The 19,810-nt window shown below is 61.1% G+C and carries 17 protein-coding genes; 12 read left to right on the forward strand and 5 right to left on the reverse strand.

Translation table 11 applies throughout. The features are described from left to right. Positions 1-55 precede the first annotated feature (55 nt). The 10 genes from GHO32_RS11200 (at position 56) to GHO32_RS11245 (ending at position 10,294) form a co-directional block, all read left to right on the forward strand. Positions 56-397, forward strand: a complete 342-nt coding sequence (locus tag GHO32_RS11200; protein WP_153336470.1) for a hypothetical protein — start codon at positions 56-58, stop codon at positions 395-397. A gap of 96 nt (positions 398-493) precedes the next feature. Then, a complete protein-coding gene (locus GHO32_RS11205; RefSeq protein ID WP_153336469.1) occupies positions 494-1,756 on the forward strand; it encodes a TolC family protein in 1,263 nt (420 codons plus the stop codon). Further along, on the forward strand, positions 1,746-2,984 hold the full coding sequence (locus GHO32_RS11210) for an efflux RND transporter periplasmic adaptor subunit (protein ID WP_153336468.1): 1,239 nt from the start codon (positions 1,746-1,748) through the stop codon (positions 2,982-2,984). Before GHO32_RS11205 ends, GHO32_RS11210 begins: the two co-directional genes overlap by 11 nt. Further along, entirely contained in the window at positions 2,981-6,139 is a 3,159-nt protein-coding gene (locus GHO32_RS11215; RefSeq protein ID WP_153336467.1) for an efflux RND transporter permease subunit, read from the forward strand. Before GHO32_RS11210 ends, GHO32_RS11215 begins: the two co-directional genes overlap by 4 nt. Continuing rightward, positions 6,136-6,468 carry a copper-binding protein gene (locus tag GHO32_RS11220; protein WP_153336466.1) on the forward strand — a complete coding sequence of 111 codons (333 nt, stop codon included), beginning with the start codon at positions 6,136-6,138 and terminating at the stop codon, positions 6,466-6,468. The genes GHO32_RS11215 and GHO32_RS11220 overlap by 4 nt, the downstream gene beginning before the upstream one ends. Before the next feature lie 171 nt (positions 6,469-6,639). Continuing rightward, positions 6,640-6,852: a hypothetical protein gene (locus GHO32_RS11225; RefSeq protein ID WP_153336465.1), complete on the forward strand. Its 213-nt coding sequence runs from the start codon at positions 6,640-6,642 to the stop codon at positions 6,850-6,852. 1 nt (position 6,853) lies between these two features. Continuing rightward, entirely contained in the window at positions 6,854-7,159 is a 306-nt protein-coding gene (locus GHO32_RS11230; RefSeq protein WP_048369143.1) for an NIPSNAP family protein, read from the forward strand. Positions 7,160-7,288: 129 nt separating this feature from the next. After that, positions 7,289-8,020: a GntR family transcriptional regulator gene (locus tag GHO32_RS11235; protein WP_153336464.1), complete on the forward strand. Its 732-nt coding sequence runs from the start codon at positions 7,289-7,291 to the stop codon at positions 8,018-8,020. 122 nt (positions 8,021-8,142) lie between these two features. Next, on the forward strand, positions 8,143-9,432 hold the full coding sequence (locus GHO32_RS11240; protein WP_153336463.1) for an MFS transporter: 1,290 nt from the start codon (positions 8,143-8,145) through the stop codon (positions 9,430-9,432). A gap of 28 nt (positions 9,433-9,460) precedes the next feature. Beyond that, positions 9,461-10,294, forward strand: coding sequence for an amidohydrolase (locus tag GHO32_RS11245; protein WP_153336462.1), 834 nt, complete (start codon positions 9,461-9,463; stop codon positions 10,292-10,294). Positions 10,295-10,557: 263 nt separating this feature from the next. Here GHO32_RS11245 and GHO32_RS11250 read toward each other — a convergent pair whose 3' ends face one another. Together GHO32_RS11250 and gudD are read right to left on the reverse strand one after the other, a co-directional pair. Then, positions 10,558-12,141: an aldehyde dehydrogenase (NADP(+)) gene (locus GHO32_RS11250; RefSeq protein WP_153336461.1), complete on the reverse strand. Its 1,584-nt coding sequence runs from the start codon at positions 12,139-12,141 to the stop codon at positions 10,558-10,560. Between the two features lie 40 nt (positions 12,142-12,181). Further along, entirely contained in the window at positions 12,182-13,531 is a 1,350-nt protein-coding gene (gene gudD / locus GHO32_RS11255; RefSeq protein ID WP_153336460.1) for a glucarate dehydratase, read from the reverse strand. A 295-nt stretch (positions 13,532-13,826) separates the two neighbouring features. Here gudD and GHO32_RS11260 point away from each other — a divergent pair, with 295 nt between their 5' ends. After that, a complete protein-coding gene (locus GHO32_RS11260) occupies positions 13,827-14,180 on the forward strand; it encodes a hypothetical protein (RefSeq protein ID WP_153336459.1) in 354 nt (117 codons plus the stop codon). A 13-nt stretch (positions 14,181-14,193) separates the two neighbouring features. Continuing rightward, the gene (locus tag GHO32_RS11265) at positions 14,194-16,554 is read left to right on the forward strand and encodes a DNA polymerase II (RefSeq protein WP_371924532.1); all 2,361 of its coding nucleotides are present in this window, start codon (positions 14,194-14,196) and stop codon (positions 16,552-16,554) included. Here the strand turns inward: GHO32_RS11265 and GHO32_RS11270 are convergent. From GHO32_RS11270 to GHO32_RS11280, 3 genes are all read right to left on the reverse strand, one after another. After that, positions 16,551-16,829 carry a hypothetical protein gene (locus tag GHO32_RS11270; RefSeq protein WP_153336457.1) on the reverse strand — a complete coding sequence of 93 codons (279 nt, stop codon included), beginning with the start codon at positions 16,827-16,829 and terminating at the stop codon, positions 16,551-16,553. The genes GHO32_RS11265 and GHO32_RS11270 overlap by 4 nt on opposite strands. 257 nt (positions 16,830-17,086) lie before the next feature. Next, positions 17,087-18,037, reverse strand: coding sequence for a bifunctional methylenetetrahydrofolate dehydrogenase/methenyltetrahydrofolate cyclohydrolase FolD (gene folD / locus GHO32_RS11275; protein WP_153336456.1), 951 nt, complete (start codon positions 18,035-18,037; stop codon positions 17,087-17,089). 33 nt (positions 18,038-18,070) lie between these two features. Then, the gene (locus GHO32_RS11280; RefSeq protein ID WP_048369132.1) at positions 18,071-19,753 is read right to left on the reverse strand and encodes an APC family permease; all 1,683 of its coding nucleotides are present in this window, start codon (positions 19,751-19,753) and stop codon (positions 18,071-18,073) included. Between the last annotated feature and the right edge of the window lie 57 nt (positions 19,754-19,810).

The raw sequence follows: 19,810 nt of genomic DNA on the forward strand, positions 1-19,810 counted from the left end.
ATAGCGCGAGTCGGCTAATTGTAACCGTCATTTTTAACGATTAAACTCACGCCCCATGAAACGCTATCTGCGGCTTTGCCTTGTTTTTGTCTTGAGCCTCGCGCTTCCCTTGAGTGGGATGGCGGGTGTGCAGGCACCGGCAGACCCGTGCCCCATGCAAGTGTTGGGCATGAAGATGATGAACGACATGGGCATGGACTGCTGCGACGACAGCAAGGCGCCGTCCGAACATAGCAAGTCGTGCAAACCCGGCCAGGAATGCAAAACCGGGACGATGTTGCAAATTTCGGTCATCAAGCCCGCACTTTCCTTGCCCAATCCGCTCACGCTGGCACTGTTCAGCGATGCTGTACCCACCTCAGCCCCGTCCGGGGTGTGGCGCCCGCCACGGGTTTGATTCCTGTCCCTCTTTGAACCGTCTTGCGCATTAGCGCGAGGCACAGTTGTGCGCTGTGTTTGCAGCGTGCACGGGATCTTCACAGGAATCTAAAACATGAAACCCATGTGCTTTGGCACCGGCTTGCGCGTATGCGTCGGCCTGGTGGCAAGTGTGCTGGCGTGGCCGAGTTTCGCGGGTGGTCTGACCCTCGATGAAGCGCTACGCCTGGCCGACAATACGGCGCCTGCGCTGGCGGCCCAAAATGCCAGCGTGCAAGCGGCCAGCAGTGCCGCGATCCCGGCGGGCGAATTACCCGACCCGAAACTGGTGCTGGGGGTGCAGAACTTCCCGGTGGGCGGCCCCGATCGCGGCAGCCTGGACCGCGATTTCATGACCATGCAAATGGTCGGCATCCGTCAGGACATGCCCAATAGCGAGAAGCGCAAGGCGCGCATTGAAGTGGCCGATGCCGCCGTGGACACCGCCATTGCCCAGCGCCGGGTGGCGCGGCTGAATGTGCGTCAGGCCACCGCGCTGGCGTGGATCAACAGTTATTCAGTGGAGCGCAAAGACGCGCTGTTTAAGGATTTATACGCTGAAAACCGCCTGTTTGGCGATGCCGTGCGTGCGGCGATTGCGGGCGGCCGCGCGCAACCCTCTGATGCCGTCACCCCCAAACAGGAAGCTGCATTGTTGGCTGAGCAGCAGGATGAGTTGCAGCAACAGCGTGCCCAGGCCCATGCCGCACTCAAGCGCTGGATTGGCCCGGCGGGCAACGACACCCCCTTGGGGCGCTTGCCCGAATGGCCGGTCGAAGGCGGGATGTACACCCATAACGTGCAGCACCATCCGCAGCTCGCCGCCTTTGAACCCATGAGCCGCGAGGCGCAAGCCAAGCTGCATGAGGCCGAGGCCCAGAAGCATTCGGACTGGAGTTGGGAGCTCGATTACCAGCACCGGGGGCAGCAATTCGGTGACATGGTCAGCGTGCAGTTTTCTTGGGATTTACCGATATTTCCCGGTCGCCGGCAAAACCCGGTGATTGCCGCCCGGCAAGCCGACCTCGACCAGCTGGATGCCGAGCGCGAAGACATGACCCGCGAGCACACCCGGCAACTGGACGATGATCTGGCCGATTTTCAGCGCCTTAACCGCGCTGTGCAACGCGGTCAGGACAGCCTGATTCCGCTGGCCCAAGAGAAGGTCGCGTTGAGCATGGCCAGTTACCGCGCAGGCAAGGGCGATCTGAATGCGCTGGTCACAGCACGTCGCGAGTTGATCCAGGCCCGCCTCAAACAGGTGGACGTTGAAGAGCAGCGCGCAGCGGTCAATGCCCGTCTGTATTTCGCTTATGGGGAAGGCGCACATGACATTTAATAAAACCAAAGTAACCGGGCTGGTAGTCGCTGCGCTGGCGTTGGGCGTGGCAGCAGGCTGGTGGGCGGGTCAACCGCGTGACACCGGCATGGCGCCGTCAATGGCAGCCAGCGCGCCCAAGGCGCTGTACTGGTATGACCCGATGTTCCCGCAGCAAAAGTTCGATAAACCGGGCAAGTCGCCTTTTATGGACATGCAATTGGTGGCGCAGTACGCCGACGATAAAGCCGACGCGCAAACGCTGCGGGTTGATCCGGGGCAGACCGAAAATCTCGGTGTGCGCCTGGCCACGGTCAGTCGCGGCATGTTGGCGACCCGTGTCATGGCGTCCGGGGTGCTGGGGTTCAATGAGCGTGATGTGGCGGTGGTTCAGGCACGCACGCCGGGCTTTGTCGAGCGCGTTTACACTCTTGCGCCCGGTGATGTGCTCAAACCCGACGCTGCGCTGGCGGATGTTCTGGTGCCGGAATGGGCGGCGGCGCAGGAAGAGTTTCTGGCGCTCAAGCGCGTGGGTGATTCCGCGCTGTTGGCGGCGGCGCGTCAGCGTCTGCTCCTTACGGGGATGCCGTCGGCATTGATTGCGCAGGTCGAGCGCAGTGGCAAGGTGCAGCCCGTGTTGACCGTCACCAGCCCGGTGGGCGGCGTGCTGCAAACGTTGAATGTGCGTCAGGGCATGACCTTGGGGCTAGGTGAAACCTTGGCCCAGGTCAATGGACTGGGCAGCGTCTGGCTGACCGTGGCGGTGCCTGAGGCGCAAGCCGCAGCCGTTGCGCCGGGGCAAACCGTCGAGGCACGTTTACCGGCCTATGTCGGGGAAGTGTTCAAGGGCACGGTCAGCACGATCCTGCCGCAAACCAACGCCGACAGCCGCACGTTGCAGGTGCGGGTCGAACTGGCCAACCCCGGTGCACGGCTGCGACCGGGGTTGACCGCGCAGGTCAGCCTTGAACAGGGCATCGATCAGCATGTGCTGTGGGTGCCAAGCGAGGCAGTGATTCGTACCGGCCATCAAGCCTTGGTCATGCTGGCTGAGGAGGGCGGGCATTACCGTCCGGTTGAGGTGCGTACCGGGCCTGAAAACGACGGCCAGACCGCGATCCTGCAAGGGTTGCAAGAAGGCCAGCATGTGGTGAGTTCAGGCCAGTTTCTGCTTGACTCCGAGGCCAGCCTCAAGGGGCTGGACGTCACGCCGCTGGCGCCAAACCTGCCAACCGGGAGCCAGCCATGATTGCCGCGCTGATTCGCTGGTCTGTCGGCAACCGGATGCTGGTGTTGCTGGCGACGTTGTTTGTGACGGCGTGGGGCATCTGGTCGGTGCAAAATACGCCGATTGATGCCCTGCCGGACTTGTCCGATGTGCAGGTGATTATCCGCACGCCGTACCCTGGGCAAGCCCCGCAGATTGTCGAAAATCAGGTCACTTACCCGTTGACCACCACCATGCTCTCGGTGCCTGGCGCCAAGGCCGTGCGTGGCTATTCATTTTTTGGCGACAGCTTTGTCTATGTGTTGTTTGAAGACGGCACCGACCTGTATTGGGCGCGCTCGCGGGTGCTGGAGTACCTGAGCCAGATCCAAGGCCGCTTGCCCGCCAGCGCCAAACCGGCGCTGGGTCCGGATGCCACGGGGGTGGGCTGGATTTATCAGTACTCGCTGGTGGACCGCAGTGGCAAGCATGACCTCGCACAACTGCGCGCCCTGCAGGACTGGTTTCTCAAGTTCGAACTCAAAACCCTGCCCAATGTGGCGGAAGTGGCGACCGTGGGCGGGATGGTCAAGCAGTATCAGGTGCAACTCGATCCTTTAAAAATGGCCGCGCTGGGCATTACTCAGGCTGAAGTCACTGAGGCCATCGGCAAGGCCAATCAGGAAACCGGCGGCGCGGTGCTGACCATGGCCGAAAGCGAATTTATGGTGCGGGCGTCGGGCTACCTCAAGACCCTGGAGGACTTCCGGGCAATCCCGCTCAAGCTTGGCGTCGGTGCGGTACCGGTCACGCTGGGGGACGTAGCAAACATTCAGCTGGGGCCGGAATTGCGCCGGGGCATTTCAGAACTCGACGGTCAAGGCGAGGCCGTGGGCGGCGTGGTGATTCTGCGCAGCGGCAAAAACGCTCGCGAGACCATTGCTGCGGTCAAGCAAAAACTCGAGGAGCTGAAAGCCAGCCTGCCCGCGGGTGTAGAGATCGTCACCACCTACGACCGCAGCCAATTGATTGATCGGGCGGTGGACAACCTCAGCCACAAGCTGCTGGAGGAGTTCCTCGTGGTGGCGCTGGTGTGCGGGGTCTTCCTGTGGCACCTGCGCTCCTCGCTGGTGGCGATTATCTCGTTGCCGGTGGGGGTGTTGATGGCCTTTATTGTGATGCGTTATCAGGGCATCAACGCCAACATCATGTCGCTGGGCGGTATCGCGATTGCCATCGGCGCCATGGTCGATGCGGCGGTGGTGATGATCGAGAACGCCCATAAAAAAATCGAAGCCTGGCACCACTCGTATCCTGGCCAAGATCTGAAGGGTGCCGATCATTGGCAGGTGATCACCCAGGCCGCGACGGAAGTCGGGCCGGCGTTGTTCTTTTGCCTGCTGATCATCACCTTGTCGTTTATCCCGGTGTTCACCCTGGAGGCGCAGGAAGGGCGGCTGTTCGGCCCGCTGGCGTTCACCAAAACCTGGTCGATGGCCGCGGCTGCCGGATTGTCGGTGACCTTGGTGCCGGTGCTGATGGGCTACTGGATTCGCGGGCCCATCCCCGACGAAAAAAAGAACCCGCTCAACCGTGGTTTGATCCGGCTGTATCAACCGGCGCTGGACGCGGTATTGCGCCGCCCGAAAACCACTCTGGCGGTTGCCTTGCTGGTGTTCGTCAGCGCCTTGTGGCCGATGTCGCGGCTGGGCGGGGAGTTTTTGCCGCCGCTGGATGAAGGGGATTTGCTGTACATGCCCTCAGCGCTGCCAGGGTTGTCGGCGCAAAAGGCCGCGCAACTTCTGCAACTCACCGACCGGTTGATCAAGACCGTGCCGGAGGTTGCCCACGTGTCGGGCAAGGCCGGGCGCGCCGAAAGTGCCACCGACCCGGCGCCGCTGGAGATGTTTGAAACCACCATCGCGTTCAAGCCTCGTGAGCAATGGCGTCCCGGCATGACCCCGAAAAAGCTGGTGGAGGAACTGGACCGTGTGGTGCGGGTGCCGGGGCTGACCAACCTGTGGGTGCCGCCGATCCGCAACCGCCTCGACATGCTCGCCACCGGCATCAAGAGCCCTATCGGGGTCAAGGTCAACGGCGGTGATCTGGCCGCAATCGACAGCGTTGCCCAAGCCATAGAACGCGTGGCCAAGGGCGTGCCGGGGGTCAGCTCGGCGCTGGCTGAGCGGCTCACGGGCGGGCGTTACATTGACGTCGATATCGACCGTGCAGCAGCGGCCCGTTACGGGCTCAACATTGCCGATGTACAGGCGATTGTGGCCGGGGCGATTGGCGGTGAAAACGTTGGTGAAACCATCGAAGGGCGGGCGCGATTCCCTATTAATGTGCGTTACTCGCGTGCCTGGCGGGACTCGCTGAGTGCGCTGCAACAGTTGCCGATCTACACCCCGCAGGGCAGCCAGATCACCCTCGGCACCGTGGCCACTGTACGCATCAGCGAGGGCCCGCCGATGCTCAAAAGTGAAAACGCGCGGCCTTCCGGCTGGGTGTATATCGACGTGCGCGACCGCGATTTGGCATCGGTGGTGAGGGATTTGCGCCAGGCCATCAGCGAGCAGGTGCACTTGCAGCCTGGCATGAGCGTGAATTACTCGGGGCAGTTTGAATACCTTGAACGGGCCAACGCACGGCTCAAGCTGGTGGTGCCTGCGACCTTGCTGATCATCTTTGTGCTGCTGTACCTGACCTTCAGCCGTTTCGATGAAGCCCTGCTGATCATGGCGACCTTGCCCTTTGCCCTCACGGGGGGCGTGTGGTTTTTGTACCTGCTGGGCTTCAACTTGTCGGTGGCCACCGGAGTCGGGTTTATCGCCCTGGCCGGGGTGTCTGCCGAGTTCGGCGTGATCATGCTGCTGTACCTGAAAAACGCCTGGGCCGAGCGCCAGCAGGCGGGCGAGGGCAGCGAGCAAGGGCTGGTTGGCGCCATTCGCGAAGGCGCCGTGCAACGTGTGCGGCCCAAGGCGATGACCGTGGCCGTGATCATTGCCGGTCTGTTGCCGATCTTGCTGGGCGGCGGCACCGGCAGTGAAATCATGAGCCGCATCGCGGCGCCCATGGTCGGCGGCATGCTCACCGCGCCTCTGCTTTCCCTGTTTGTTATCCCGGCGGCGTATCGCGTGATGCGCCGTCGCCATTTACCTGTTGAAACCCAATCTTCTCAAGGAAACCCCCTATGAAATTCCCTCTCGTCGTCGTAGCCAGCCTTGTTGCCGCGTTCAATGTTGCGGCCCATGCAGAAGACATGTCGGGCATGCCAATGGACGGCATGCAGGCTCAGCAGCAAGCACCGGCTGCCAGTGCCGAAGGCGTGATCAAGGCGATTGATCCGGCCAGGCACACCGTGACCCTGGCCCACGGCCCGGTCCCGGCCTTGCAATGGCCACCCATGACCATGGGCTTTGCCGTGACCGACGCGCAATTGGCCGGGCTGGCGGTGGGTGACAACGTGGCGTTCAGCTTCCGCATGGAAGGCAGCAAAGCGACGATTGTCTCCATTCACAAATAGAGGCAGGGTGGGAGCGGGCTTGCTCGCGATTGGATTGATGCGGTGTACCCGCATGGCCGAGGTGTTGCCATCGCGAGCAAGCCCGCTCCCACAATGTTATGTGATTCATCAATATAGATAGCGTCAGTTTTTGTCGTATTCTGCGGGCCGATTCACAAGGATGTTGTTTAGATGCAATGGTTTAAGCGCTTCAATCAGGCGTGTGAACGCTTCGCAAAGCGGATCCCGACCTGGGTTTTTGGTCTGGTCGCCGCAGGCTTTTTTATCGCATGGCTGATCACGCTGTTTATCCCGATACCCTTCAACCCCGTGCTGCTGATGATCCCTGCGGTGGTTATCACGATGGGCGTGCTGAATAGACTCTACCCTTCAAAGGAACGATGAAATGGTTACGTGTTACCTGCGTTATGTGATCGACCCCTACCAACTGGCAGAATTCGAAGCGTATGCACGCATCTGGATCCCGCTGGTGGAGAAATTCGGCGGCACCCATCACGGTTATTTCCTGCCTTCGGAAGGGGCCAACAATATCGCCCTGGCGATGTTTACCTTCCCCAGTCTGACCGCCTACGAAGACTATCGTGAGCGCTCCAAGACCGATGCCGAATGCATCGCCGCGTTCAAGCTGGCCGAAGACAACCGTTGCATCCTTAGCTACGAGCGCAGCTTCTTCCGCCCCGTGTTCGAATAAGCCCTGCTTCAAATGTGCGGGTGCCTGACAGCGCCCGCCGCCATTCGGTGCTTGACAGCCAACCCGTCCGGGGAAATACTCGCCAGCAATATTCATATATATGACTAGATAACAAGGTGAATAAGGTCAATGAATTCTCTATCCGGTGATACCCGCCTGCCGCAGTACCAACGCTTGCGTGATCATTTGGCGGAGCAGATCGCGCAAAATCGCTGGCGTCCGGGGGAGGCGATCCCTACTGAAGCCGCGCTGTCGGCGCAATACCTGCTCTCAACCGGCACCGTGCGCAAAGCCATTGATGCGCTGGTCAGTGAGGGTATTCTGGAGCGCCAGCAAGGTCGCGGGACGTTTATTCGGCGGCCTCAGTTTCAGTCGTCGCTGTTTCGCTTTTTCCGTTTTCAAACCGCTGCCGGCGAGCGCCAGGTGCCGCAGAGTCGCATCCTCTCAGTAGAGCCGGTCGCCGCGCCTTCGGCCGTGGCTCAAGCCTTGGGCTTGCCCGCCGATGCGCAGGTCATTCGTATCATGCGTGTGCGTTTGCTGGATGAGCAGCCGGTGCTGGCCGAAGAAATCTGGCTGCCTCACGCACTGTTTGCGCCCTTGTTGCAGCTCGACTTGAGCCAGCAGGGGCCGTTGCTCTATCCCATCTATGAAGATGTCTGCGCTCAGGTCGTCGCCCGTGCGCAAGAGACCCTGACCGCCGAATCGGTCAATGACGTGTATGCGCGCCTGCTGCAAGTGCCGGTCAACAGCCCGGTGGTGGTGATTGAGCGCCTGGCCCGTGATTACGCCGGTACGCCGCTGGAGTGGCGGCGCTCGCGCGGGCATGCCGAGCACTTCCGTTACAGCGTGGACATCCGCTAACCCCAAGCCTTCGGCCCGCTGCCTGCGGACCGTGGGCTTTTTTGTGTGTTGCTTTTGACTGGCCTGACGGCGGCACGGTCCGCATCCGGCCGCCTTGCGTTTGACTTATAAGGATAAAAAACATGTTCAGTTGGTATCGTCAGATCACTTCACGGGAACGCAAAACGTTCTGGGCCTGCTTCGGCGGCTGGTCGCTCGACGCTTTGGAAGTACAAATGTTTGGTCTGGCGATTCCGGCACTGATTGCCGCTTTCGCCTTGACCAAGGGCGACGCCGGCCTGATCAGCGGCGTGACCCTGGTGACTTCGGCCATCGGCGGCTGGGTCGGCGGCACGTTGTCCGACCGCTACGGGCGAGTGCGCACGTTGCAGTGGATGATCCTGTGGTTTTCGTTCTTCACTTTCCTCTCGGCTTTTGTCACCGACTTCAACCAACTGTTGATCGTCAAGGCGCTGCAAGGCTTTGGTATCGGCGGCGAGTGGGCCGCGGGTGCGGTGCTGATGGCCGAAACCATTAACCCGAACTATCGCGGCAAGGTCATGGGCACCGTGCAAAGCGCCTGGGCCGTCGGCTGGGGGCTGGCCGTGGGGGTGTTTACGCTGATCTATTCGCTGGTGCCGCAAGACATGGCCTGGCGAGTGATGTTCCTGGTCGGGCTGCTGCCGTCGCTGCTGATCATCTGGGTGCGGCGCAACGTGCAAGAGCCCGACAGCTTTCAGCGTCTGCAAAAAGAAAACGCCATCCCGCCAAGCTTCTTCAAATCGCTATCGGGTATTTTCCGCCCTGAACTGCTGCGCGTGACCTTGTTTGGCGGGCTGTTGGGCCTCGGTGCCCACGGCGGCTACCACGCGGTCATGACCTGGTTGCCGACCTTCCTGAAAACCGAACGCAACCTGTCGGTGTTGAACTCGGGCGGTTATCTGGCGGTGATCATTGCGGCCTTCTGGTGCGGCTGCGTGGTCAGCGGCTTTTTGATCGACCGTATCGGGCGACGCAAAAATATCATCCTGTTCGCCCTGTGCTGCGTGATCACCGTGCAGTGCTACGTCTTTCTGCCCCTGAGCAATACGCAAATGCTGTTCCTCGGCTTCCCGCTGGGTTTTTTCGCGGCGGGGATTCCGGCCAGCCTCGGGGCGCTGTTCAACGAACTGTACCCGGCGGATGTACGCGGTGCCGGTGTCGGCTTTTGCTACAACTTCGGGCGCGTGTTGTCGGCGGTGTTCCCGTTTTTGGTCGGGCACATGAGTGAATCCATGTCCTTGGGTTCGGCGATTGGTATCGACGCCGGGATTGCCTATGGCGTGGCAGTGATTGCCGCCCTGTGCCTGCCGGAAACCCGTGGCCGCAACCTTGAAGCGCCCAACCAGGCGCAACCGGCCAGTGGTAGCAGCAACGACACCGCACGTGCCTGATGCCCATTACTTTTGATAGATGAACGACATGCCTGATACCCGCTTTACGCCGATTAGCGGCATTGATTCCCACGCTCATGTGTTCAGTCGCGAACTGAGCCTGGCGGCCGCACGGCGCTATACCCCGGGCTACGACGCCACTCTGGCGCAGTACCAGAGCCAATTGCAGGCCAATGGCTTCAGTCATGGCGTGCTGGTGCAGCCGAGTTTTCTCGGCACTGACAACCGCTACCTGCTGGCGGCGCTCAAGCAAGCGCCGCAACACTTGCGCGGGGTCGTGGTGCTGGACCCCGGCACTGAACGGGCGCAGATGCGTGAGCTAGCTGGCCAGGGCGTGGTGGGCGCACGCTTGAACCTGATGGGCTGTGCATTGCCTGATTTTAACCAGCCGGTCTGGAAAGCATTTTTAGGCAATATCGCGGCGTTAGGCTGGCACATCGAACTGCACCGTCAGGTTGAAGACTTGCCGGGTTTGCTCCGGCAACTCAAGCCGTTCGGGATCAAGGTGGTCATCGATCACTTCGGTCGCCCGGATGCACGGCTGGGGCTAGAACAGCCGGGCTTTCGCCAGATGCTTGAACTGGGGCAGGGCGGGCAGGTGTGGATGAAAGTCTCGGGCATTTATCGACTGGCCGGGACTGAGCAGCAGAACCTCGATTTCGCCAGGGCGGCGTTGCGCCTGTTGCAGCAAAGCCTGGGTCCAGAGCGGTTGGTGTGGGGCAGCGACTGGCCGCATACGCAACACGAAGAGCGTGTCAGCTACACCTCGGTGGTCCAACAACTGGACGCACTGGAGTGCCCGGCTGAGGTCAGGCATGCACTGCTGGTCGAGGCGCCACGGGCATTGTTCGGGTTCGAGTAGCGTTTATTGATTTGGGTCAGTACCGCCCGGAGAAAAATCGCGCAAAATTTCTTGTTACCTGTCGTAACACTGGGGTATTATCGCCCTGCGTTCACCTACCACGGTTTATGCATTTTTAAGCCCCAAGTTTCCATCAGCTACTTGGGCTTTTTTTTGCCTGAAATTTGGCCTGTACATCAAAACTGTAGGAGCGAGCTTGCCTCGCGATCTTTAAAAGATCAAAAGATCGCGAGGCAAGCTCGCTCCTACAGAGTGACGATCTTTTAATCGATCACCCGCGCACTCCACTCGCCATTGACCAAGCGCTGCAAGCCCAGCGGGTTGCTGTTTTGCAACGCTGCGGGAAGCAGGGCGTCCGGGTAGTTCTGGTAGCACACCGGGCGCAGGAAGCGATCAATCGCCAGCGAACCCACCGACGTGCCGCGAGCATCCGAAGTGGCCGGGTAAGGGCCGCCGTGGACCATGGCATCGCACACTTCGACGCCGGTCGGGTAGCCGTTGACCAGAATACGCCCGACCTTTTGTTCAAGGATCGGCACCAGCCACTGATAGTGCTGCAGGTCGCCCGGTTCGCCAATCAGGGTGGCAGTCAGTTGCCCGCGCAAGGCCAGCAAGGCCTCTTTTAACTGCGCGTCATCAGCCACTTCGATGATCAAGGTCGCCGGGCCAAACACTTCTTCTTGCAGCAACGGGTCCTTGTCCAGCAGCAGGCTGACATCGGCCTTGAATAGTTGTGGCTGCGCTTGCGTGCCGCTCTGGTCATGACCCGCCAGATGGCTGATGCCCGCGTGGTTGAGCAACTGCTCGACGCCCTTGGCGTAATTGCGCAGGCCACCGGCATTGAGCAAGGTGTGCGGCGCCTGTTCGCTCATGTGTTGGGTCAGTTGTTGCACAAATGCGGTGAATTCAGGTGAGCGCACACCGATGACCAGGCCCGGGTTGGTGCAGAACTGGCCGCCGCCCAAGGTCACCGAAGCGGCCAGGTCTTTGGCGATGCTTGCCGCGCGTGCGGCCAGGGCTTGAGGCAGGAGGATGACCGGGTTGATGCTCGACATCTCGGCAAACACCGGGATCGGCTGTTCGCGCTCGGCGGCCATTTTGCTCAGGGCATTGCCGCCATGCAGCGACCCGGTAAAGCCCACGGCCTGGATAGCGGGGTGCTTGACCAGCGGCTCGCCGACGCCTGCGCCAAAAATCATGTTGAACACGCCTTCGGGCATGCCGGTTTTTTCGGCGGCGCGGATAATCGCGCAACCGACCTGATCAGCCGTTGCCATGTGCCCGCTGTGGGCCTTGAACACTACCGGGCAGCCTGCGGCAAAGGCCGCGGCGGTATCGCCACCCGCCGTTGAAAACGCCAGCGGAAAGTTGCTCGCGCCGAACACCGCAATCGGCCCTACACCAATCCGGTATTGGCGCAGATCTACGCGGGGCAGCGGCTTACGATCCGGCAGCGGCAAGTCAATGCGTGCGCCTAAAAAGTCACCACGACGCAACACCTTGGCAAACAGGCGCATCTGCCCGCTAGTGCGGCCACGCTCCCCTTGAATGCGCCCGGCCGGCAGCGCAGTTTCGCGGCAGACCAGCGCGACAAAATCGTCACCCAACTGGTCGATTTCATCGGCGACGGCGTCGAGGAATTCGGCGCGGCGCTCGGGGCTCAGTTGGCGGAAGCTCGCAAAAGCTTCATCGGCGGCCTGGGCGGCGAGGTCGACTTCTTCGGCGGTAGCTTGATAAAAGTGATAAGGCAGAGCTTCGCCCGTGGTCGCATCAAGGCTTTGAAGGAGGGTGGTGCCTGTGGCGCTGCGGCGACCGGCGATAAAGTTGTGGCCTGCAACTGTCGACATGTGTTCAATCCTTACTCATTAGGCGTGCGTGCAGCGCGGCTCAGCGCACCAGACACGGTTTTTTGTTATCGAATTTCCAGCCGGGAATCATGTATTGCATGGCGATGCTGTCGTCCCGTGCGCCGAGACCCATGCCTTTGTACAGCTCGTGGGCCTTGGCCACGGCGTCCATGTCGATGTCCACGCCCAGGCCGGGTCTGGCCGGCACCTGGATCTCCCCGTCAATGATCTGCAGCGGGTCGCGGGTCAGGTGCTGGCCGTCCTGCCAGATCCAGTGGGTATCAATGGCGGTGATCTCGCCGGGCGCGGCGGCAGCGACCTGGGTGAACATGGCCAGCGAAATATCAAAGTGGTTGTTGGAGTGCGAGCCCCAGGTCAGGCCCCATTCGTGGCACATTTGCGCGACCCGCACCGAGCCTTGCATGGTCCAGAAATGCGGGTCGGCCAGCGGGATGTCGACCGATTGCAACTGGATCGCATGGCCCATTTCGCGCCAGTCGGTGGCGATCATGTTGGTGGCGGTCGGCAGGCCGGTGGCGCGGCGGAACTCGGCCATCACTTCGCGCCCGGAAAAGCCGTTTTCGGCGCCGCACGGGTCTTCGGCATAGGCCAGCACTTTATGCTGGTCGCGGCACAGGGCGATGGCTTCCTTGAGCGACCACGCGCCATTGGGGTCCAGGGTGATACGTGCGTTGGGGAAGCGCTCGGCCAGGGCGGTTACGGCTTCGATTTCTTCAGCGCCGCGCTGCACGCCGCCCTTGAGCTTGAAGTCGTTAAAGCCATATTTGGCCTGCGCGGCTTCAGCCAGTCGTACCACGGCCTCGGGGGTCATGGCGTGTTCATTGCGCAGGCGAAACCAGTCATCGGCGCGGTCTTCAGTGCGGTATCCCAGATCGGTTTGCTGGCGGTCGCCGATATAAAACAGGTAGCCGAGCATCTTCACCGCATCCCGCTGCTGGCCTTCGCCGAGCAAAGCCGCCACCGGCACCTCAAGGAACTGGCCAAGCAGATCGAGCAGGGCAGACTCCATGGCCGTCACGGCGTGAATGGTGATGCGCAGGTCAAAGGTTTGCAGGCCACGGCCACCAGCATCACGGGCGGCGAAGGTGCTGCGCATGCTGTTGAGCACCCGCTGGTAGTTGCCGATGGCCTGGCCGACCACAAGACTGCGGGCGTCCTCCAGGGTTTCCCGAATGCGTTCACCGCCCGGCACCTCACCCACGCCGACATTGCCACTGCTGTCCTTGAGGATCACGATGTTGCGGGTAAAGAAAGGCCCGTGGGCACCGCTGAGGTTGAGCAGCATGCTGTCGTGGCCGGCCACCGGGATGACCTGGAGGCTGGTGACCACGGGCGTTTTGCTGGCGTGATGAGGGTGTTCGGCAGTCATGGCAGGGTCCTTATTAGAATTAGAGTCAGGGCTGGGCGAATCAAGTTGACAGACATCATATGACTTGAGTTTTCACCTCGCAATGCCTCAATCAAACCAATCAGTTATAAAAAGACCTGGAAACGGTGATTTCTATAAGCGGATCGCCTTTTTTACGTCCGCGTGAGCCCGTAGATAAACGCACGGTTTTAAAAAATGCTATCAAGTCATCGTATGTGTTGTGGCTTGGCTGTCAGTCAATGAATCCGTTGTACCCGCGTGCTATCGTGGGCGACTTTTTTTGAGGGGATATTCAATGCGAATGCTGATTGGCGCTGTAGGCCTGGCCTTGCTGGCGGGGTGTGTCTCACCGGCGATGAATGAAGCCCGCAACCAGGCCCCCACGCGGACCCTGATCTCTGACAAAGAGGCGCCGAAGGTGGCCGAGTGCATCAAGTTCACCTGGGAAGACGAGGGTGTATTCGGGGTGGACGCCAGTGCCTATATCGACAAAGACAAACCCGGTCGTTTGACGGTTTATACCCGTGGCGCCGAGTCGTTTGTCGACCTGCAGCCGCAGGGCACCGGCACCGCCTTGAGCTATTACGCCAAGCAGCCAAACGACAGCGCTGCGTTGCGCCGTTTGGCCATGGTTGCCACGTGTTTGTAAGGCGCACCTTGTTGTGCTGAGACATGGCTTTGTACTGACCCGGCATTGGCGTGATACGCCGTCAGGGGTTGAAGTGGAGTTCTGGCTGGCCACCGATGAGGGGCCGCAGCACGTGCGCCTGCCGGTGCAGACGTCTGTCGCGTTTGTGCCGCAGGCGCAACGTGCTCAGGTCGAAGCGCTGGTGCAGGATGAGCGCAATATCGAGTTGCGTGAGCTGGCCCTGCGCGACTTCCACTCGCGGCCGGTGCTGGGCCTTTACAGCCAGCAGCATGGGCAATTGATCGACATCGCCCAGCGCCTGCGCCGCGCCGGGGTTGAGGTGTTCGAGGCCGATATTCGGCCACCTGAACGCTATTTGATGGAGCGTTTTATCACCGCCCCGGTGAGCTTTAGCGGTCAGACCCAAACGGATGGCCCGCTGCTGGATACGCGGATGAAACCGCACCCGGATTATCGGCCGCGTTTAAAACTGGTCTCGCTGGACATTGAAACCAGCGCCCAGGGCGACCTGTATTCGATTGCCCTCGAAGGTTGTGGTCAGCGCCAGGTGTACATGCTGGGCAAGGCGACGGACGCCGACACACCGGTGGATTTCGATCTTGAGTTTTGCGCGACCCGTGGCGACCTGTTGCTGCGCCTGAACCACTGGATGGCGCTGCACGATCCTGACGCGATCATTGGCTGGAACGTAGTGCAATTCGATATGCGCATATTGCACGAGCATGCCCGACGCCTGGGCATCCCGTTGCTGTTGGGGCGTGGGGGCAGCGAAATGCAGTGGCGTGAGCACGGCTCGCGCAACAATCATTACTTCGCCAGCGCGGCGGGGCGCTTGATCATCGACGGTATCGAATCGCTGCGTTCGGCGACCTGGTCGTTTACCTCGTTCAGCCTGGAAAACGTCGCGCAAACCTTGTTGGGTGAAGGCAAAGACATCAGCACCCCATACCAGCGCATGGACGAAATCAACCGCATGTTTGCCGAGGACAAGCCCGCTCTGGCGCGCTACAACCTCAAGGACTGCGAGCTGGTGACGCGCATCTTCCACAAGACCGAGCTGCTGACCTTTTTGTTGGAACGTGCCTCGGTCACCGGGCTGGAAGCCGACCGCAGCGGTGGTTCGGTGGCAGCGTTTTACCACTTATATATGCCGCTGATGCACCGCCAGGGCTATGTTGCCCCGAACCTTGGCGATAACCCGCCGCAGGCCAGCCCCGGCGGCTTTGTCATGGAGTCGCAGCCGGGGTTGTATGAGTCGGTGCTGGTGCTAGACTACAAGAGCCTGTATCCGTCGATCATCCGCACGTTCTTGATCGACCCGCTGGGGCTGATCGAAGGGCTGCGAGAGCCTGACGATGAACACTCGGTTCCGGGCTTTCGTGGCGCGCGTTTCTCCCGTACGCGGCATTGTTTACCCGCGATCATCGAGCAGATAGCCAATGGCCGGGAAGTGGCCAAACGCGAGAAAAACGCACCGCTGTCACAAGCGCTGAAAATCATAATGAACTCGTTTTATGGGGTGCTGGGCTCCAGTGGCTGCCGCTTTTTCGACACCCGGCTGGCGTCGTCAATCACCCTGCGTGGCCATGAAATCATGCTCAAGACCCGCGCCCTGATCGAAGCGCAAGGTTACAGCGTGATCTACGGTGACACCGATTCGACCTTTGTCTGGCTGCGCAGCGAACACAGCGAAGCCGATGCCGCACGCATCGGCCGTGAACTGGTGCAGCACGTCAACCAATGGTGGCAAACCCATGTGCGTGATGAGTACGGGCTGGTCAGTGCGCTGGAACTGCAATTCGAAACGCACTACAGCCGGTTCTTGATGCCGACCATTCGCGGGGCCGAAGAGGGCAGCAAAAAACGCTATGCCGGGCTGGTGATGCGCCCTGAGGGGCAGGCAGAAATGGTCTACAAGGGCCTTGAAGCCGTACGCAGCGACTGGTCGCCGCTGGCGCAACAATTTCAGCAGGCGTTGTACCTGCGCATCTTCAACCGCCAGCCGTATCAGGATTATGTGCGCGATTTTGTGCAGCGCACCCTGGCGGGCCAGCATGACGAATGGCTGATCTACCGCAAACGCTTGCGCCGGCCGTTGAGCGACTACGAGCGCAACGTCCCGCCGCACGTGCGCGCGGCGCGGCTGGCAGACGAATATAACGACCAGCAAGGCCGACCCCGGCAATACCAGAATGGCGGCTATATCAGCTACGTCATCACTGTGGCGGGTCCGCAGCCGCTGGAAAACCGCACCGCCGAGGTCGACTACGATCACTACCTGACCCGGCAATTGCAGCCCGTGGCCGATGCGATTCTGGTGTTTGTCGACGATGACTTCAGCGCGCTGGTGGGCGGGCAGATGGGGTTGTTTTAAGCGTCGCTGGCAGGCGTCGCGGCTTTGGAACGGGCACGGTCTTTCGCGGCTTTGGCTTCAGCGGCCAGACTTTCCAGACAAAACTGCTCGGCGTAACTCATCAGGATCTCGGTAGTATCGCCTTTGATCGTGCGCGAACCGGCGAGAATGTAGCGCATGCGTTTTTCTGTGACACCGATGCGCTGGGCAATCCAGGCCGGGGTCTGGCCGATGCGGTCTACCAGCTTGTTGGCGTATTCAGTGGAAGGGTTATAGCGTTCAGCGTTGGGAAACATAGAGGGTCCTGGGGTGGAAAGTAAAAGCCGGACGGCAGGGTACTCCTTTTCGCCACAAACCCCTTTATTTAAACGACCGGGGTGATAAGAGGCGGCTCCCACGGGGTTGTAGTCGCTGACGAGCACCGCGAGGCTGCGATCGATTGCGCAGCGATCGCGAAACCTGTGGCCCGAATCTGTCTGGATGAGCGCGTTGGCTGATTTACGACGACTGTGTCGCCGATCGCAGCCTTCGGCAGCGGCTACAAATGAGTGTTTCAGCCGACAGCCGGGTAGCTGATCGGGCGCTCTGCGCGTTGCAGTTCACTGGCGATCAGGGTGTTTTTCAGTAGATAGGCAATCGTCATCGGCCCCACACCGCCCGGCACCGGGGTGATGGCGCTGGCAACGCGACTCGCGCTCTCAAAATCCACGTCGCCCACCAGTCGGGGCCCGCTGCTGGTGTCGATGCGGTTGATGCCGACATCAATCACCACTGCGCCCGGCTTGAGCCAGCGGGCATCGATCATCTGCGGCCTGCCCACGGCCGCGACCACGATATCCGCCAGACGGCACAGCGCCGCAGCATCGACGCTGCGCGAATGCACCACGCTGACGCTGCAATTAGCCTGCAACAGCAAGGTCGCCATGGGCTTGCCGACGATGTTGGAGCGACCCACCACCACGGCGTGCAGGCCGCTCAGGTCACCGAGGGTTTCGTGCAGCAGGCGCATGCATCCGCTGGGTGTGCAAGGTGTGAGGACCTCGTCGCCTTGCACCAGCCCGCCGACGTTTTCACGATGAAACCCGTCCACGTCCTTGATCGGCGCAATGGCCTGTATCACCGCTTGTTCATTGATGTGCGCAGGCAATGGCAGTTGCACCAGAATGCCGTTCACGCCCGGGTCGGCGTTGAGGCGCTGGATCAGTTGCAGCACCTGCTGCTGGCTGACGTTGTCGGGCAGGCGGTGCTCCAGTGAGCGGATGCCGACGTCTTTGGCCCGCAGCAGTTTGTTGCGCACGTAGACTTCGCTGGCCGGGTCCTGGCCGATCAGCAGGACCGCCAACGCCGGGTAAATCTGTTGCGCGGCGAGGGCGCGGACGTCTTCGCGAACCTCGTCGAGGACCTGCGCCGACAGCGCTTTGCCGTCGATGATGCGGGCGTGTGTCTGGGCTGAAGGGTTCAATCGAATCACCGTTGTCTTGAGGTTTAAAAGGGGCTGGAGCATCAGGGACGTGCCCCGATGCTTCAGCCGTAAACGTCAGATCACCGCCAGTTGATGGCAGCCATAGACCACGAGCACACCCGCGATCAACGTGGCGTAGGGCAACCAGCCCGCGCGTTTTTGCCCCGAGTCGGCCTCGATATAGAGGTCGTTGAGCATGGCTTCGGGGAAGCGCCCTTTGTCCTGCAGGTAATGGCGGAAGCAAAACACCGGCAGGATCAGCAGCGCCAGTAGCAGCCCGGTCAGCAGTGTGCCCGCGCCCCAAATGTCGGCGCCCAGGCCCATGCAGGCCAGGTTGACGAAACTCAGCACGCCACCGGCGGCCAGCAGCAGGGTGGGCGCCTTGTACGGGCGGGCCCAGTCCGGGCGGTCCATGCGGTGGATCCAGCCGGCATTGAGGTTGAGGAAGTTAAAGATGATGTAGCTGACGTTGGACGCCGCCAGCACGAACACGTAGTCCGACATCAATAACAACAGCAGGTTGAAACCCAAGTCGGTCCACATGGCCGCTGTCGGCGCCCCATGTTCATTGGTGCGACCCAGGTATTTGGGCAGCCAGCCGTCTACCGACGCTTGGTACAGGGTGCGCGACGAGCCCGACATGGAGGTCATGATCGCCAGCAAAGTGGCGAGCACCAGCATGATCAGCACGATGTTGGCCACCAGCTTGCCGCCACCGATGCTGTCGGCCATCACTTGGCCGACGCCCATGCCGCTGTAGATGGCAGGGGACAACAGACCGCTGTAGACCGCCGGGGTAACCACCGCACCGCTGGCATCGAGCACCGCCGGTGTCACCAGTTGGCCCAGCCCGAGGCTGCCCTGAAACGCCAGCGGGACCAGGGTGAAGACGAAGATACACAGCACGCCCGCGTAAAAAATCGCCTTGAAAGTGTCGCGTTTCGGGTCCTTGAATTCACGGGTGTAGCACACTGCCGTTTCGAAACCGTAAGTTGACCAGGCGGCCATGAACAGCCCGCCCGCCATCAGGGTCCAGCCGGACATGTTCCAGCTACCGTCGACCACTTGCCCGGCTGCATCGTGGGCCAGCGGGTAGAGCGGGAAGAAATTGGCCTGCAGGGTGTCGCCGGTAAACAGCGGCACTACGCCGACCAGCAGCAGCGGAATCAGCGAAGTCATGCCCAGCACCAGGGTCAGGCGTGCCGAGCGCAGGATGCCGCCGTGCTGCACGGCAAACACCGTCAGCAGAATCAACAGGCCGATGGCGAAGGTGGCGTTGATGCGCAACGACAGCCCGCTTTTGACCCAGCCCAGATCGAGCAGGGTCAGTTGCCAGGTGTTGATCAGCGAGTCGGCCGGAAACAGCGCCGTCAGGATGTAGCCTGCGGCCAGCCCCGAGCCGATGGACAGCACCGGCGACCAGGCCAGCCAGTTGCACCACACCGACACCGGGGCAATCAGCTTGCTGTAGCGCACCCAGGCCACGGCGCCATACACCGAAGCACCGCCGGATTTATGCGGGAACAATCCGGCAATTTCGGCGTAAGTGAAGGCCTGGATAAACCCGAACAGGATCGACACGATCCACACAATCCAGGCCGGCTTGCCCACCGTTGCGGCAATGGCGCCGATGGTGAACAGCACCAGCGCCGGCACGCCGCTGGCGACCCAAAACGCCCCTCGCCAATCGATTTTTCGCTGCAGGCTGCCCACTGAACGGGCGGACTGCGGTACGGCCTCGAACGTAGTCGCTTCCATCTTCTTGATCCCATGTCTGTTTTGCGTGGTAGTGGGGCAGGCAAAGTGGGGTGACGT

The sequence above is a fragment of the Pseudomonas sp. FSL R10-2189 genome (assembly GCF_009600325.1).
Lineage (GTDB): Bacteria > Pseudomonadota > Gammaproteobacteria > Pseudomonadales > Pseudomonadaceae > Aquipseudomonas > Aquipseudomonas helleri.